Origin of the sequence: Flavobacterium sp., assembly GCF_043720215.1 — a bacterium.
Classification (GTDB): domain Bacteria; phylum Bacteroidota; class Bacteroidia; order Flavobacteriales; family Flavobacteriaceae; genus Flavobacterium.
In genome coordinates this window covers 1-16,818 of sequence record NZ_JAYSSZ010000028.1, presented here as the reverse complement: position 1 = coordinate 16,818, position 16,818 = coordinate 1, and the positions used below count along the sequence as shown (strand labels likewise).

The 16,818-nt window shown below is 31.9% G+C and carries 17 protein-coding genes and 1 tRNA gene; 10 read left to right on the top strand and 8 right to left on the bottom strand.

Annotation, left to right across the window (positions count from 1 at the left end):
* The 3 genes from ACHZC3_RS01210 to ACHZC3_RS01200 all read left to right on the top strand — a co-directional run.
* On the top strand, positions 1 to 1,475 hold a 1,475-nt coding region (locus ACHZC3_RS01210), incomplete at its 5' end, for an NAD(P)/FAD-dependent oxidoreductase (protein WP_394758052.1).
* Positions 1,476 to 1,555: 80 nt separating this feature from the next.
* A complete protein-coding gene (locus ACHZC3_RS01205) occupies positions 1,556 to 1,969 on the top strand; it encodes a type II 3-dehydroquinate dehydratase (RefSeq protein WP_394758051.1) in 414 nt (137 codons plus the stop codon).
* A 45-nt stretch (positions 1,970 to 2,014) separates the two neighbouring features.
* Positions 2,015 to 4,489 (top strand): DUF5686 and carboxypeptidase regulatory-like domain-containing protein, encoded by a 2,475-nt coding sequence (locus tag ACHZC3_RS01200; RefSeq protein WP_394758050.1) that lies wholly within the window; start codon positions 2,015 to 2,017, stop codon positions 4,487 to 4,489.
* 16 nt (positions 4,490 to 4,505) lie between these two features.
* Here the strand turns inward: ACHZC3_RS01200 and ACHZC3_RS01195 are convergent, their stop codons facing one another.
* The 5 genes from ACHZC3_RS01195 to ACHZC3_RS01175 form a co-directional block, all read right to left on the bottom strand.
* The gene (locus ACHZC3_RS01195) at positions 4,506 to 5,276 is read right to left on the bottom strand and encodes a sulfite exporter TauE/SafE family protein (RefSeq protein ID WP_394758049.1); all 771 of its coding nucleotides are present in this window, start codon (positions 5,274 to 5,276) and stop codon (positions 4,506 to 4,508) included.
* A gap of 29 nt (positions 5,277 to 5,305) precedes the next feature.
* Positions 5,306 to 5,962: a hypothetical protein gene (locus ACHZC3_RS01190; RefSeq protein ID WP_394758048.1), complete on the bottom strand. Its 657-nt coding sequence runs from the start codon at positions 5,960 to 5,962 to the stop codon at positions 5,306 to 5,308.
* A gap of 192 nt (positions 5,963 to 6,154) precedes the next feature.
* Positions 6,155 to 7,462 (bottom strand): UDP-N-acetylglucosamine 1-carboxyvinyltransferase, encoded by a 1,308-nt coding sequence (murA, locus tag ACHZC3_RS01185; protein WP_394758047.1) that lies wholly within the window; start codon positions 7,460 to 7,462, stop codon positions 6,155 to 6,157.
* Positions 7,463 to 7,561: 99 nt separating this feature from the next.
* The gene (locus ACHZC3_RS01180; protein ID WP_394758046.1) at positions 7,562 to 8,275 is read right to left on the bottom strand and encodes a DUF4290 domain-containing protein; all 714 of its coding nucleotides are present in this window, start codon (positions 8,273 to 8,275) and stop codon (positions 7,562 to 7,564) included.
* A gap of 2 nt (positions 8,276 to 8,277) precedes the next feature.
* Entirely contained in the window at positions 8,278 to 8,562 is a 285-nt protein-coding gene (locus tag ACHZC3_RS01175; RefSeq protein ID WP_394758045.1) for a DUF493 family protein, read from the bottom strand.
* Between the two features lie 288 nt (positions 8,563 to 8,850).
* Here ACHZC3_RS01175 and ACHZC3_RS01170 point away from each other — a divergent pair, with 288 nt between their 5' ends.
* The 5 genes from ACHZC3_RS01170 (at position 8,851) to ACHZC3_RS01150 (ending at position 13,407) form a co-directional block, all read left to right on the top strand.
* Complete coding sequence (locus ACHZC3_RS01170; RefSeq protein ID WP_394758044.1) at positions 8,851 to 9,384, top strand: AAA family ATPase; 534 nt, start codon at positions 8,851 to 8,853, stop codon at positions 9,382 to 9,384.
* Positions 9,385 to 9,428: 44 nt separating this feature from the next.
* Positions 9,429 to 11,321, top strand: coding sequence for an ATP-dependent DNA helicase RecQ (locus ACHZC3_RS01165; RefSeq protein WP_394758043.1), 1,893 nt, complete (start codon positions 9,429 to 9,431; stop codon positions 11,319 to 11,321).
* Positions 11,322 to 11,324: 3 nt separating this feature from the next.
* Positions 11,325 to 12,275 (top strand): methionyl-tRNA formyltransferase, encoded by a 951-nt coding sequence (fmt, locus tag ACHZC3_RS01160; RefSeq protein WP_394758042.1) that lies wholly within the window; start codon positions 11,325 to 11,327, stop codon positions 12,273 to 12,275.
* Positions 12,276 to 12,453: 178 nt separating this feature from the next.
* Positions 12,454 to 12,732 carry an HU family DNA-binding protein gene (locus tag ACHZC3_RS01155; RefSeq protein WP_394758041.1) on the top strand — a complete coding sequence of 93 codons (279 nt, stop codon included), beginning with the start codon at positions 12,454 to 12,456 and terminating at the stop codon, positions 12,730 to 12,732.
* 114 nt (positions 12,733 to 12,846) lie between these two features.
* Positions 12,847 to 13,407 carry a YqgE/AlgH family protein gene (locus ACHZC3_RS01150; protein WP_394758040.1) on the top strand — a complete coding sequence of 187 codons (561 nt, stop codon included), beginning with the start codon at positions 12,847 to 12,849 and terminating at the stop codon, positions 13,405 to 13,407.
* Here ACHZC3_RS01150 and ACHZC3_RS01145 read toward each other — a convergent pair.
* Positions 13,404 to 14,213, bottom strand: coding sequence for an aminotransferase class IV (locus ACHZC3_RS01145; protein WP_394758039.1), 810 nt, complete (start codon positions 14,211 to 14,213; stop codon positions 13,404 to 13,406). The two genes, ACHZC3_RS01150 and ACHZC3_RS01145, sit on opposite strands and share 4 nt — an antisense overlap.
* Before the next feature lie 63 nt (positions 14,214 to 14,276).
* Positions 14,277 to 14,669 carry an START-like domain-containing protein gene (locus ACHZC3_RS01140; RefSeq protein ID WP_394758038.1) on the bottom strand — a complete coding sequence of 131 codons (393 nt, stop codon included), beginning with the start codon at positions 14,667 to 14,669 and terminating at the stop codon, positions 14,277 to 14,279.
* Between the two features lie 149 nt (positions 14,670 to 14,818).
* Here ACHZC3_RS01140 and ACHZC3_RS01135 point away from each other — a divergent pair.
* Positions 14,819 to 14,892 (top strand) — tRNA-Met (locus ACHZC3_RS01135).
* 221 nt (positions 14,893 to 15,113) lie between these two features.
* Positions 15,114 to 15,911 carry a mechanosensitive ion channel family protein gene (locus tag ACHZC3_RS01130; RefSeq protein WP_394758037.1) on the top strand — a complete coding sequence of 266 codons (798 nt, stop codon included), beginning with the start codon at positions 15,114 to 15,116 and terminating at the stop codon, positions 15,909 to 15,911.
* A 124-nt stretch (positions 15,912 to 16,035) separates the two neighbouring features.
* Here ACHZC3_RS01130 and ACHZC3_RS01125 read toward each other — a convergent pair.
* On the bottom strand, positions 16,036 to 16,818 hold a 783-nt coding region (locus tag ACHZC3_RS01125; RefSeq protein WP_394758036.1), incomplete at its 5' end, for a T9SS type A sorting domain-containing protein.

Below are 16,818 nucleotides of genomic sequence, written 5' to 3'. Positions count from 1 at the left end.
TTTCTGTTAAAGATATTCAGCATATTTCGATTTTAAAACGTTCTATCGATGCACGTCAGAAAGCCATAAAAATAAACTTAAAAGTTACTGTTTATCTGCAAGGAGAAAATTTTGTCGAACAAAAAATACAACTTCCAGAATATAAAGATGTTTCAAATTTACAAGAAGTAATAGTAATAGGAGCAGGGCCAGCAGGACTTTTTGCTGCATTGCAATTGATAGAATTGGGTTTAAAACCAATTCTCATCGAGCGTGGAAAAGACGTTCGTGGTCGCCGCCGAGATCTAAAAGCAATAAATGTAGATCATATTGTCAACGAAGATTCTAATTATTGTTTTGGCGAAGGTGGAGCAGGAACTTATTCGGATGGAAAATTATATACACGTTCAAAAAAGCGTGGAGATATCGATAGAATTCTTAAATTATTAGTAGCTTTTGGTGCTACACCAGACATTTTGGTTGAAGCGCATCCGCACATTGGAACCAATAAATTACCACAAATTATTCAAGATATTCGAGAAAAAATTATCGAAATGGGCGGAAAAGTCCTTTTCGAAACTCGTGTAACTGATATTGTAGTAAAAAACAACGAAGTGCAAGGAATTGTCACTCAAAATGGAGATACAATTTTTGCCAATAAAATAATCTTAGCTACAGGACATTCTGCTCGTGATATTTTCGAATTATTAGATAGAAAGAAAATCTTAATTGAAGCCAAACCTTTTGCTTTGGGTGTTCGTGCTGAGCATCCACAAAGTCTGATAGACCAGATTCAATATTCATGTGATTATAGGGGCGAACATTTACCTCCAGCTCCATATTCTATTGTAAAACAGGTAAATGGTCGTGGCATGTATTCTTTTTGTATGTGTCCAGGTGGTGTTATTGCGCCTTGTGCTACTAGTCCTGGTGAGGTTGTAACCAATGGTTGGTCGCCATCTAAACGAGATCAAGCAACTGCAAATTCTGGAATTGTAATCGAATTAAAATTAGAGGATTTCAAACCATTTGCAAAATTTGGTGCTTTAGCTGGAATGGAATTTCAAAAAAGTATTGAGCAAAAAGCGTGGGATTTAGCTGGGCAAACTCAAAAAGTTCCGGCACAACGAATGATCGATTTTACACAAAATAAAATATCAAAAGAAATTCCTAAAACATCGTATGTTCCTGGAACTACTTCGGTAGAAATGGGTCAGGTTTTTCCTGGATTTTTGTCACAAATATTACGAGAAGGTTTCTCTGAATTTGGAAAATCGATGAAAGGTTATTTAACTAATGAAGCCATTTTGCACGCTCCAGAATCTAGAACTTCGTCGCCAGTTCGTATTCCTAGAGATGAAATTAACTTAGAACATTTGCAAATAAAAGGTCTGTATCCTTGCGGTGAAGGTGCTGGTTATGCAGGTGGAATTATCTCAGCAGCTATCGATGGAGAGAAATGTGCATTGAAGATAGGCGAAAGTTTAAACGTTTAATGAAGTAGAATAAAAACTATAAATTTTGTTAAACCAATCTTTAATCGGAATGGTTTTTTTATTTTTACAAAAAACAAACAATGAAAATCATCATTATAAACGGACCAAACCTTAATCTATTAGGAAAACGGGAGCCAGAAATATACGGGAATCAGGATTTTGAAGCCTATTTTAACGAATTAAAATCTAAATTTCGGTCTATTGAATTAAGTTATTATCAAAGCAATGTTGAAGGTGAAATTATTAATAAATTGCAAGAAGTAGGATTCAGTTATGATGGCATAATTCTCAACGCTGGTGCTTATACGCATACTTCAATAGGAATTGGTGATTGTGTAAAAGCAATAACAACTCCAGTAGTTGAGGTGCATATTTCTAACACTTTTTCTCGAGAAACTTTTCGTCATCAATCGTATATTTCACCATCTGCAAAAGGTGTTGTTATTGGTTTTGGATTAAAAAGCTATGAGTTAGCACTACAATCTTTTTTATAAATTGTAACCTTTTGGACTAAAATTCGTCTTATTATAAATTTACCAATGAAAAAAATAACATTTCTGCTATTTCTTCTAGCATCAATTCCGACATTTTCTCAAATAAAAGGCTTAATTACTGATGACAAAAATGTTTCACTTCCATCAGTCAATATTTTTTTAGAAAATTCTTATAACAATACTTCGTCTAATGAGAAAGGTTTTTATGAATTAAATGTAAAGAAAGCTGGAAAATATGTTATTGTTTTTCAATACTTAGGTTTCAAAACCAGAAAAATTCCAGTTACTATTGAAACTTTTCCGTATGAGTTGAATGTAAAATTGGTGGAAGAAAATTTCACTCTAAACGAAGTGGTTATTAGTAATCAGGAAGATCCAGCTAAACAAATTATACGGAATGCAATTGCTGCAAAAAAGGAAAACTCGGCAAAAACAGCAAAATATAATGCTGATTTCTATTCTCGTGGATTGATGCGAATAAAAGATGCTCCCAAGAAAATTTTAGGTCAAGAAATTGGTGATTTTGATGGCGCTTTAGATTCGACTAGAACGGGTATTTTGTATTTATCGGAAACGGTGTCAAAGCTAAATTTTCAGAAGCCAGATAAAATGAAAGAAACTATTTTGGCTTCAAAAGTAAGTGGAAAAGATAATGGCTTTAGTTTTAACAATGCTGCTGGTGTCGATTTCGATTTTTATGAAAATTATTTACCTTTTCAAGTCAATGTAATTTCACCAATAAGTGACAATGCTTTCAATTATTATAAGTTTAAAATTGAAGGTAGTTTCTATAACGAAGACAAGCAGCAAGTAAACAAAATAAAAGTAATTCCACGTCGTGATACCGAACCTGTTGTGGAAGGTTATATATATATAGTAGAAGATTCGTGGGCAATTTATGCAGTCGACGTAAATCTAAAAGGGTACCGAATGCAAACACCAGCAATTGACAATTTAATATTAAAGCAAAGCTTCAGTTTTAATAAAACAGACAATATTTGGACAAAAAACACACAAAGCCTTGATTTTATTGCTGGAATGCTCGGGATTAATGTCTCTGGACGTTTCACTTATGTATATAGTAATTTTGAATTTGAACCAAAGTTTACAAAAAAAACATTTACTAAAGAAGTGCTTACTTTCGAAAAAGATTCAAACAAAAAAGAGGATAGTTTCTGGAATACGATTCGACCAATTCCGTTAACAGTAGAAGAAAGTACAGATTATGTCAAGAAAGACAGTATTCAAACCTTGCGAAAATCTAAAACGTATCTAGACTCGATAGATAAAAAAGAGAATAAGTTTAAATTACAGCAAATTTTATCTGGTTATATTTATAAAAACTCGTACAAAAACACAACTATAAATTATAGTGGACCACTAACTTCATTGAGATTTAACACGGTTCAAGGTTATAACTTATCCGCAGGATTGTCGTATACTAAACGAAATCCAGACGACAGAACGTATACAAATTTTGGAACAAAATTTAATTATGGTTTTGCTGAAACTAAATTAAGAATGATTGCGGATTTTTCTAAAAAATTCAACAATCACAACAACGCTTTTTTAGCTATTTCTGGCGGAAGCGAAGCAACTCAGTTTAATGAGAAAAAGCCAATTTCAGATATTGTAAACTCTATTAGTACCTTGTTTTTTAAAAATAATTACATGAAATTATTTGATAAGAATTTTGTCAAATTAAGTTATAGCCAAGAAGTTGTAAACGGTTTTTCTCTTTATGCCAATTTCGACTATTCGGAAAGAAAACCATTGTTTAATAATACCGATTTTGCAATTATAAAGAGCGATGATTTGTACACTTCAAACAATCCGTTATTGCCTTCAGATAATTTCACTCCAGCTATTATAAAACATAATTTGGCAAAAGGAAAGATAACTGGAAAAATAAACTTTGGTCAAGAATATTGGACTCGTCCTGACGGAAAATTTAATATCCCAAATGATAAATATCCAGTTCTTTATTTTACGTATGAAAAAGGTTTTGCTGGAAGTCAAAACAAGTATAATTTCGATTATTTAGGAGCAAAAGTAACACAGGATTTTGCATTAGGAAATAAAGGACATTTAGGAGTAAATGTGACTGCTGGAAAATTCTTCAACGCAGATAATATTTCATTTGTAGATTACAAACATTTTGCAGGAAACCAAACTAGAATTGGGCAATCGGATAACTATCTGAATGTTTTTAACTTGATGCCTTATTATGCAAATAGCACCAATGATGCTTTTTTTGAAGCTCATTTGGAATACGATGACAAAGGTTTTATTATAAATAAAATTCCGTTGTTGAATAAATTGAAATCGAATTTAATTTTAGGTTATCATAATCTTTCGGTTCCTAATAGAACACCTTATTATGAATTTTCGGCAGGATTAGATAATTTAGGTTTCGGAAAATTTAAAATTTTCAGATTGGATTATGTACGCTCGTATCAGAATGGTTTTCAGACTGACGGTGTGATTTTCGGATTGAAATTTTTGAATGTTTTGGATTAGGATAAACGAGTAATAGCTACCGTTTTAAAAAAACATCATATCCAAAACGAATCAAAGTTCCAATAACAACTAGCAAAAAGAAAACTCGAATAAAACCATTTCCTTTTTTAATTGCTGTTTTTGCACCCAACCAACCACCAAAAGCGTTGCAAAATGCCATAGGAATTGCTATGAGCCAAATGATTTTTCCTTTCATAATAAATAAAGTAATCGAACCGATATTAGAGGCGACATTGACCATTTTCGCATTGGCAGAAGCATGCAAAAAGTCGAAACCCAGAATGGTAATAAAAGCTACGACAAGAAAACTTCCTGTTCCAGGACCAATAAATCCGTCATAAAATCCAATAAAAGAACTGATGATAATACCTAGAAGTATCATATTAATTTCTGATAATTCTTTGATTTGATGTTGCCCAAAATCTTTTTTGATAAAAGTGTAAATAGCTAATAAAATTAGAATTCCAAACAATAACGGTTTCATAAAATCGTTACTCACCAGCGTTAATAATTCAGAGCCCATAAAAGCAAAACCACATGAAAAAAGAGCCATGATAATTAATAATTTCCAGTTCATGGTCACATGTTTCAAATAGTGAAAAGCAGCAACGCTCGTGCCACTAATTCCAGGAATTTTTAGAGACCCAGTTACTGATGCAATAGGAAAATTAGGCAATAAAATTAATGCAATTGGAGTTTGAATTAATCCACCACCACCAACTACTGCATCTACAAATCCAGCAAAAAATGAAGCAATACAAAGTAAAATTATAATATAGGTTTCCATAGTTTATCAAAGAGTTTGGCTAAATCGAATTAAAATAAAAAATATCCCAATTTAAAATTTAAAATTAGATTTGGATAAACTAATTTGCCAATATCATTTATTAAACCCTGTGCTTGTGTAGCTCCATTTATTTCAGAATCTAATATTCCATCTACTTCTTGTTCTGACAAATTCGATTTTGAATTTATAAACCGAACGCCTAAACCAAAATTGAAATCATAATAAAAATGTGTCCCTAAGCTTTCTCTTAAAGTATATTTTAGAGATACAGTATGTACATTTCTATTTATATTATATTGATTGTTTGATTTAATGTCATTCACTTTTAAACTATCTCTAACATCATAGTTTTGTTTTTTATACATATATTCTATACCTATATACTGTGTTTTGTATTCATCTTTTGAAATTGAATAATTTACACTTGGTTTTATTAGAAACCCTTTGGGGTTAATCTTATTAAAATTTTGATTTATAATATAAGTTCCTGTTTCTAAACTTAAAAGGAAATTATTGGACGGAATATAATCTAAACCTAATCTTAATGACGATCCATCTGTAAAATCTATAGTATAAAGCGGTGCAATTGTAATTGCAATTGTTTTGTCATTTGATTTGTTTTTTTGAGAAAAACAATTTATTGTAATTAATAGCGATAGGAATAAAATAAGTTTTTTTTTAATCATAGCTTTAAATATTCAAATCCTAATTACTTTTTTCTTCAAAAGAATAAAGTTGAATTATTCGTGTTTAAAATAAATCCCAAAACGTAAGTAATGGGATTTGTTATTGTTTGTTATTTCAACATTCAAAATTCGTTATTCAACAGTCTTCATTTATTTAAAACAACGAATGTTGAATGTTGAATTTTTAAAAAATTATTCTCTTACTATATTTGCTCCAATTGCTCTTAAACGTTCGTCAATTCTTTCGTATCCACGATCTATTTGTTCGATGTTTTGAATAATACTTGTCCCTTTTGCAGTAAGCGCAGCAATTAACAATGAAATTCCAGCTCTAATATCTGGCGAAGACATTGTGGTTGCTTTAAGTTGTGATTCGAAATTATGTCCCATAATTACGGCTCTGTGCGGATCACAAAGCATAATTTTTGCACCCATGTCTATTAGTTTATCTACAAAAAACAAACGACTTTCGAACATTTTTTGGTGTATCAAAACATCTCCTTTTGCTTGTGTTGCGACTACAAGAATAATACTCAATAAATCAGGCGTTAATCCTGGCCAAGGCGCATCGGAAATGGTAAGAATAGAACCGTCGATATCGGTTTTAATTTCATAATTTTCATGCGTAGGAATATAAATATCGTCGCCTCTTTTTTCTAAAGTAATTCCTAATTTTCTAAACGTATTTGGAATAACTCCCAAGTTGTCCCATGATACATTTTTGATAGTAATTTCGCTTCTTGTCATAGCAGCAAGACCAATCCAAGAACCAATTTCGATCATATCGGGTAAAATTCTGTGTTCACACCCGCCAAGAGAATCTACACCTTCTATAGTTAATAAATTTGACCCAACTCCAGAAATTTTGGCTCCCATCGAGTTTAGCATCTTACATAATTGTTGTAAGTAGGGTTCGCAAGCCGCATTGTATATTGTTGTAGTTCCTTCGGCAAGAACTGCTGCCATTACAATATTTGCTGTTCCAGTTACCGATGCTTCGTCAAGTAACATATAAGCGCCTTTTAGTTTTCCTTCGCATTCTACACCATAAAAATGGTCTTCTCTTTCGTATCTAAATTTAGCGCCAAGATTTATAAAACCTTCAAAGTGTGTGTCTAGTCTTCTTCTTCCTATTTTGTCTCCACCTGGTTTTGGAATATAGCCACAACCAAATCTTGCTAATAAAGGACCAACAATCATAATCGAACCACGAAGCGAACCACCTTCTTTCTTGAAAGCTTCCGTTTTTAAATAATCAATATTTACCTCATCTGCCTGAAAAGTATAATCACCAGGGCCGTTTTTTTGAATTTTTACACCTAAGTTTCCAAGTAAAACAATCAATTTGTTTACATCAATAATGTCTGGAACATTGGTTATTCTAACTTTTTCGGAAGTTAATAATGCTGGACATAAAACTTGTAATGCTTCGTTTTTTGCTCCTTGCGGATGTATATCTCCTTTTAGTCGGATACCACCTTCTATTTTAAATGTACTCATTTTTTCTCTAAGATTCTAAGGTTCATAGGAATTCAGGTTCTAAGATTTAGAGAAACACTTTTTCTTTGTGCTTTTGTATCTTAGCTCCTTTGTGCCTTTTTATTTCGGATTGTTATTGTTTTTTATAAAAGGTTTCGGTTTTCCGTTTTTTATAATTTTAGGTTTTTGAGTCACATTCGACATAATTTTATTAGACACGCGTTTGTTAGTACGTATCAAATCGTTAGAATTTAGTAATTCTTCAGATGATGATAATAAGTTTAACTTTCCCTCAGATAATTCAAATAAATGCTCAAAAATCACTTCATCAGTCACCGTGTCTTTGTTCCAACTCAAATATGATTTTTTCATATGATTTGCAATTACTTTAACCAAGGCACTTTTTAGTTCGCCATCTTCCCATTTGTTTGCCACGTCAATCATATATTTAATATTGTTTCCGTAAAAACGATATTTAGGAAAATTCTGTGGATATTTCAAAGGATCAGGTCTCATTTTCAAAACCTCACGTGACGGAATAGGATACGGAGAATCTACATCTAATTTAAAATCAGACATAATAAATATTTGATCCCATAATTTATGCTGAAAATCGAGTACATCACGCAAATGAGGATTTAAATTCCCCATTACTGATATGATATATTTAGCGGCTTTATTTCGTTCCGTTCTGTCTTCAATAGCAGTCGCTTGATCTATTAAAACATGCAAATAGCGACCGTATTCAGGAATAATAAGTGGTTTTCTTTCAGAATTATATTCTAAATTATGCACTACATCGCCAGCAATTTCTTTTATATATTTTGTATTCATATTTATAAGGAAACAATACCTTTTATGGTACCTACTTCTTGGTATTTATCAACGATTTCTTGAGCATCTTTCATAGTAACATCTACAGAGATACTGGTAAATTTGCCTGTTTTAGATTTGGTTGTTTTTATCACAGCACCCATACAATCAAAGGCGTTTTCAACACGTTCTACATTGTCATCAACTGTAGGAACAATAAATTTAAACAAATATTCCGCAGGCCAAGTGTTACTATTATCTAATTCTACTTTCAATCGTTCGTAGAACTCTTCCACATTTTTATCCATTCTTAAAACTAAAATAAAGGCAAATATACAATTTTTAGCATTAAAAATTAGGATTTTTTGTAGCGAATTGCTTGTGCATTTTTGCCATTGTAATTCCTGCTGCTGGAAGTCGCTTTCGCAAGAAAAATGCGAAGAGCTCCAACAATTACAGTGTCAGGGCTAGCTAGGATTTTGTATTACCCATTTGCAATTGCTAGACCTGTCAAGTTTTAAAAACCTGACAGGTCTAAAAAAAAACTTTTCAAATTCCAATAAATTTAAGTACTTTTGCGCCTTATTTCTAAAAAAGTGCAAAAAGAAATTGTTGTCATCATAGGAGGACCAGGAACTGGCAAAACCACAATCATAGATGGTTTGTTGGACAAAGGTTATTGCTGTTATCCTGAAATTTCTCGAGAAGTTATTCTCGAAGCCAAAAAAGAAGGAATAGAACAATTATTTCTAGAAAACCCATTGCTTTTTAGCGAATTACTTCTAGTAGGCAGAAAAAAACAATTCGTAAATGCACAAAATGAACCTCATAAAGTTGTTTTTCTTGATCGAGGAATTCCAGATGTTTTAGCTTATATGCATTATATAGGCGATAGTTATCCAGCTTTTTTTGATGCCGCTTGTCGGAATAATACGTATACTAAAATATTCATTTTACCCCCTTGGGAAGATATTTATATTGCTGATAATGAGCGTTATGAAAATTACGAACAAGCAAAGCTTATTTACAATCATCTTGTAGAAACCTATCAGAAATACGGTTACAATCTTATAGAAGTCCCAAAAGATACTGTAGATAAAAGAATTCTTTTTATCTTAGATAAAATTTAGATTTTAATAAATCTAAATTCTGAAATCTAAACTCTAAAATTTAAATGCAAACAGCATTACAAATTCTTCAAAAATATTGGCATTACAATTCATTTAGACCCGTTCAGGATACAATAATCCAATCGGTTCTTGAAGGAAATGATACTTTTGGACTCATGCCAACTGGTGGCGGAAAATCATTGTGTTTTCAGGTTCCAACGATGGTAAATGAGGGTTTGTGTTTGGTAATTTCTCCTTTGGTTGCCTTAATGAAAGACCAAGTAAATCAGTTACAAGCTCGCGATATAAAAGCTATGGCACTAACAGGCTCTATAAAGTCTGACGAATTAATAGATTTGCTAGATAATTGCCAGTTTGGTAACTACAAGTTTCTCTATTTGTCTCCTGAAAGATTAGAACAAGATTGGGTTCTTGACAGAATAAAAGCCTTGCCAATTTCTCTTATTGCTATCGACGAAGCACATTGTGTATCGCAATGGGGACATGATTTTAGACCTTCTTATTTAAAAATTAAAAATCTAAAATCTCATTTTAGTAAAATTCCTTTTGTGGCACTGACCGCATCGGCAACACCACAAGTTAAGGACGATATTATTGCATTATTAGGTTTACAAGAACCAAAAGTTTTCCAGCAATCCTTTGCCCGACATAATTTAGGTTATTTTATTATTCCTGCCGAAGACAAAATATACAAATTAAATCAGATTCTTAAAAAAAACCCAGAATCGGCAATTATATATGTACGGAATAGAAAAAATTGTCACGAATACGCTTCTCATTTAGAAGTTCTAGGTCATAAAACCACTTTTTATCATGGTGGTTTACCTGCTAAAGAAAAAGAAACCAATATGAATTTGTGGATGCGTGACGAAAAAACGGTTATGATTGCCACGAGTGCTTTCGGAATGGGAATAGACAAACCCAATGTAAAAACGGTTATTCATATTAATTTACCCGAAAATCTAGAAAGTTATTACCAAGAAGCAGGAAGAGCAGGACGAAACGGAGAAAAAGCTTTTGCAATTTTAATTAGTTCACCTTCAGATATTATTATGGCAGAAAGCCAATTTATAGCTGTTTTGCCAGATACTATTTTCCTAAAAGATGTTTTTGTAAAACTCTGTAATTACTTTAGGATTGGATACGGAGAAGGAATTAATGAAGAATTTTCGTTCAATTTGAATCAGTTTTGTAGTCATTATAAATTACCGGTATTAAAAACCTATAATGCACTTCAGTTTCTGGACAGACAAAGTATTATTTCGCTTTCGCAAGAATTTTCAGAAAAAGCGCAAGTTCAATTTTTAATCGAATCCAAAGAAGTGATTCGATATGTTAGTTTAAATCCTGATGACGAACCTATTATTTCAACTATTTTAAGAACTTATCCGGGGATTTTCGATTTGCAAACCAATATAAACACTAATTTTATTGCAAAAAAAGCGAATTCAACCGAAGCTAAAGTGCTAAATTTGCTGGAGAAGTTACAGAAAATGGAAATCATTGCTTATTTTTCACAAAAGAACGAATCGAAAATAACATTTCTAGAAGTTCGTGAAGATGATAGGACTATAAATCGAGTTTCTAAACATTTAGAAAAGCAAAATTTAGTTAAGAAAAATCAATTACATTCGGTTGTAAACTATGTTTCTAATCAAGATACTTGTAAGAGCAAATTATTGTTGCACTATTTTGGAGAAACAATTACTAATGATTGTGGCGTTTGTTCCTATTGTTCTAGTAAAAAAGAAAAGACATATAATTCTGAAGAGATTAGAAATGAAATCATTCAGTTATTGACTGAAAATTCAATGAATTCGAGAGCATTAATAGAAACATTACCTATAGACGAATCTGAAATATTAAAAATTTTGAAGCAACTAATAGAACATGATATTATTAGTATTAATTCAAAAAATCAATTTATACTTAATTAAGAAATGAAAGCATTACGAATCGTTTTTATGGGAACACCAGAATTTGCAGTAGGAATTCTAGATGCCATTGCAAAACAAAATCAACACGAAATAGTAGGAGTAATAACTGCTGCCGATAAACCCGCCGGAAGAGGTCAGAAAATAAAATATTCGGCAGTCAAAGAATACGCTTTAGAAAATAACTTGACTTTATTACAGCCAACAAATTTAAAAGATGAAACCTTTTTATCCGAATTAAAATCATTAAACGCAAATCTTCATATAGTTGTTGCCTTTAGAATGTTGCCAAAAGTAGTTTGGGCAATGCCCGAATTAGGAACATTTAATTTGCATGCTTCACTTTTGCCAAATTATCGTGGGGCAGCACCTATAAATTGGGCAATTATAAATGGAGAAACAAAAACGGGTGTGACCACTTTCTTTATTGATGATAAAATAGATACTGGAGCTATGATTTTGAGTAAGGAATTAGAAATTTCTGATTCTGAAAATGCTGGAGAATTGCATGACAAACTCATGGTTTTAGGTTGTGATGCAGTTGTAGAAACTTTAGATAAAATTACTGAAGGAAATGTAATAACTACCATTCAGCAGGAGACTATTAATATTAAAACGGCCTACAAATTAGATAGAGATAATTGTAAAATAGATTTCACAAAAAATGTAACCGAAATATATAATTTAATTAGAGGATTAAGTCCGTATCCAACAGCTTGGTGTAATTTTAAAGACGGAGATCAAGAATTTAGTATAAAGATTTACGATACAAAACAAGAAGTTGAAGAACATGACTATACTGTAGGTAGTATAATTACAACTAAAAAAGAAATGAAAATTGCAGTTTTTGGAGGTTTTATTCAAATTTTATCGCTTCAATTTCCTGGAAAAAAGAAAATGTTAGCACATGAATTGTTAAATGGAGTTAGTTTTTCTGAGTTGGCAATGGTGTTTTAAGCCCTGAGACACTCGAGTATACACTTTTTTGTAATAAAATACACTTGTTTGTCAACAAAAATACAAAGTTATTAACAAAATAAGCAAAAAAACGCCTTAACTCTTGTGGGAATAGGAAATCCTATTAAATTTGTATGTATAATCATAAATTATTAACCAATCAATTAATACAATTATTATGAACAAATCAGATTTAATCGATGCAATGTCAGCTTCAGCTGGAATTACAAAAGCTGCTGCTAAATTAGCTTTAGAATCATTTTTAGGAAATGTTGAAGGAACTTTGCAAAAAGGTGGAAGAGTATCTCTAGTTGGATTTGGATCTTGGTCAGTATCTAACAGAGCTGCAAGAGACGGAAGAAATCCTCAAACTGGAAAAACTATCAAAATCGCTGCTAAAAATGTAGTGAAATTTAAAGCAGGTGCTGACTTAGAAGGATCAGTAAATAAAAAATAGTTTATCATAAAACGATGAGAGCCACGCATTGCGTGGCTTTTTTTATGTTTTTTAACGATTTAATTTGGACTATAAGCATTTTTTTTGTTAAATTTAAATCTAAATCAAAATAGTATGATAGCTGTAAAACCAAAAAAAGGACATTTGCTTGTAGCGGAACCTTCTATTACGGGAGATTTATCTTTTAATAGATCAGTGGTTTTGCTTGCGGATCATAACGAAGAAGGTTCTGTTGGGTTTATCTTAAACAAACCGTTAGGTTATACTATACAAGATTTAATACCAGAGATAACAGCTACTTTCAAAATATATAATGGAGGTCCAATAGAACAAGATAATTTATACTTTATTCATAATATCCCCCAACTAATCCCAAATAGTATTGAGATTGCAGAAGGAATATACTGGGGAGGCTGTTTTGATTCTACAAGAGATTTAATTAATCAAGGAAAAATAACCAGAAATAACATTCGCTTTTTTCTAGGGTATTCTGGTTGGGACGCTGAACAATTACAAAATGAATTAGAGTCTAATTCGTGGATTATTTCTGAAAATGAACTCCATAATAAAATAATAGGAAAATCAGCGACTGATTTTTGGAGAGAAAAAATAATGGAACAAGGTGGAGATTATATAATATGGTCTAATGCACCCGAAAACCCAATGTTTAACTAGCCCAATCTTATTTTCACATTCAATTTTGAAAGAAGTTGGTTGGCAACATCCGATTGAAATTCTTTTTTTCGGTATTTCGTTATAGGTTGAATTCCTATAATAACATTGGTAATAAACAACTCATCAGCTTTTTGTAAATCAAAAGGAGAAATAGATTCTTCCATAACTTCAATATTTTCTACTGTTTTGGCAATAGTCAAAATTTGTTTTCGCATGATTCCATTTAAGCAACCGTCAGAAATAGGAGGAGTACTTAAAATACCATCTTTTAGCATAAAAATGTTTCCATTTAGAACTTCTACAACATTTTTTTCTTCATTTAGTAAAATGCAATTGTTTAAATCATTTTCTTTAGCATAAATACTTCCCGTAATATTAGTAAGCCTGTTTGTAGTTTTGAGAGTAGAAATGAGTTGTTTTGATATGTAAAAGTCTTTGTAAATATCAACTTCGTAATCTAGTTTTTCAATTTCGTAAATGGGTTTATCTATTTTAGAAACAGAAATAAAATAATCAATAGTATTATCTTGTGGTAAATAAAAACCACCACCTTTTCTGTAAATTGTAATTCTAGCTCTTGCTGAATTTTCTAAATTCATAGATTTAGTAACGGCTACTATTTCGTTTTCAAAGAATTCCATCGTAAAATTCATAGGAATTTCCATTCTTAAGATTCGCATCGATGACATCAACCTAAAATAATGATCTTCTAGAAATAAAACCTTGTTATCTAAAATTTTGACAGTTTCAAAAACAGCATCACCATATAAAAAAGCACGATTGCTTTGTAAAGAAATATTTTCCATAAAAAATCCCGTTTTGCTTTATGAACAAAACGGGACAAATATAAGTTTTATATTTTTTAGAAACTAAACAGAACCTATTACATGTTTTAAATCTGAAACCTGATTTTCCCATAGTAATTTAGATTCTTCAATATCATCATGTTCAGCATAATCTACCACCATTAGTGAAACGTCTTTTGTTATTTCGTCTACAAGGATTCTCATTTCAAAATAATATTCGGTGTCTTTATTGTCTTCGTCCATCCATTTGAACTTAATTTTTTCGCCAGATTTTTTAGAATATAATCTTGCTTTTTCTTCAGAATCATCCCAGCTGAATGTAAAAAATTCGCCACGTGAGTTCACGTTGTCTGCAAACCATTCTTGTAAACCAGAAGGTGTCGAAATGTATTGATATAATAATTGTGGAGAGGAGTTTATAGGAAATTCCAGTTCGTATCTTATTTTGCTTTCCATGGGTTGTAATTTGGGTGTAATATATATAATTATGGTTTGAAAAAAAAATATTTTCAATAATAATATTTTTATTAAAAAAATATTTGGAAGCTTTAAATATAGTGCTATATTTGCACCCGCATTCAAGGGTGTTAATAAACTTATTTAATGGCGAGATAGCTCAGTCGGTTAGAGCGCAGGATTCATAACCCTGAGGTCACGGGTTCAACTCCCGTTTTCGCTACAAAATTATTCTTTTAAAAATCAACGGTTTAGGTATTCTAAACCGTTTTTTCATGTCTGATATTTTGTTGCTTTTACAAACAGTACACCAAAACGTACGCACTTTGACTGTCAAAAGAGTCTAAATGATTGCATTAATGTGTTGAAGACTAAAAACGAAATAATTTATCAAATCCTAATTTAATTATTTTGTAGATTTGAATCAAAGTAAACAAAATAAAAATGTCTGTTACGATAAATACTATAATCGAGTATGTAGAAAAAAACATGAATATGCTAATTGACTATTCACCTCGATTAATCACCGCTTTTTTTATTCTTTTAGTTGGACATTATTCTATTAAAATCTTCAAAAAATTAATTAGTAGAAAAGTACGAAAAAGAGAGTTTGAACCCACACTTTCTAAATTTCTTATAGATATACTTATTTGGGTATTACGCATTTTGCTTTTTGTAACTTTCATTTCTAAGTTAGGAATAGAAACTGCTTCTTTTGTAGCGATTATTGGTGCTGCAGGTTTGGCAATTGGATTGTCTTTACAAGGTTCCTTGTCTAATTTTGCGGGAGGAATTCTTATTATATTGTTCAAGCCATTTGAAGTTGGAGACTCAATCGAGGCGCAAGGTGTTTCGGGAACGGTTTTAGAAATTCAGATATTTGTTACCAAATTAATTACAGGAAATAATCAAACGATATTTGTACCAAATGGAGCATTGTCTAACGGAAATATAATTAATCATTCGTTGGAAGGAACGCGTCGTGCAGATATACAAATTTCAGTTTCGTATGATGCTGATTTGAAAAAGACAAAAGAAATTATTCAACGCATTTTAGATGCCAATGATAAAATACTAAAAGACCCAAAATCATCAATCGATGTGATTGCGCTTACTGATGTTTCGGTAAAACTAGCGATTCGTCCTTGGGCAAATAATGAGAATTTTTCGGCTGTTTGCTCAGAAACTTTAGAAAGTTGTAAAACTGAGTTGTATAATGTTGGGATTGTTTTTAAAAATTAGTAAACTATTAGTCGCTAAAATTTTGATGAGACAATTGAATCAGAGTTCTTTTTGGAAGGAAAGATATGAATGAAGTTTCAAATATAAAAAACAACTAAACCTGTACTGAATTTTAGTGGCTATTTTATTGCTTAATAAGTTTTTGTATTTCCGTAAAATTGTCTCCATGAGTCTTTACCACATAGACTCCGCTTGACAGATTTGAAATATCAATTGATTCACTTTTGTTATTGCTGATGATGACTTTGCCTGTCAGGTCAATTATTTCTACATTCTTTAATTGAAAATTGTCTCCATTGTCGAAGTGAATTATAGAGGTAGCAGGATTTGGATAAATTCTAACTCTGTTTTGAGATGCAAATTCGGAAGTTCCGAGAGTTGTGCATCCAATCATGACTGGCGAGTTTTGTAGTGTTCCTGTGTTGCCATTGCCTAACTGCCCGTATTGATTCGAGCCCCATAATAGAATCATATCATTCTGCATTCCCGAACTGTTGTCGGTCATCGAAGAAATCATTGTCCAGTTTTCACTGGTGCCAACTTGCTGTGGACTATGGTGCTGGTTGGTCGTGCCATCTCCAATTTGTCCAAAATCATTATCTCCCCAACCCCAAAGAGTTCCATCGTATTTTAATCCAAGTCCATGTTTTCTACCTTCTGATATTTCAACCCAAGTTGTTTCAGTTCCAATTTGTATAGGATAAAGTCTGTTTGCAGTCGTTCCGTCACCAACCTGGCCCTCGTAGTTAAATCCCCAACCCCATAAAGTATTGTTTGCTTTGAGAGCATGTGCATGTGTTTCACCGCCGGTTGCTTTAACCCAGTCATTATCGGTTCCAATTTGCTGTGGGATATTTTTATTATTTGTTGTTCCGTCAGCAAGTTGCCAGTAATAGTTATATCCCCA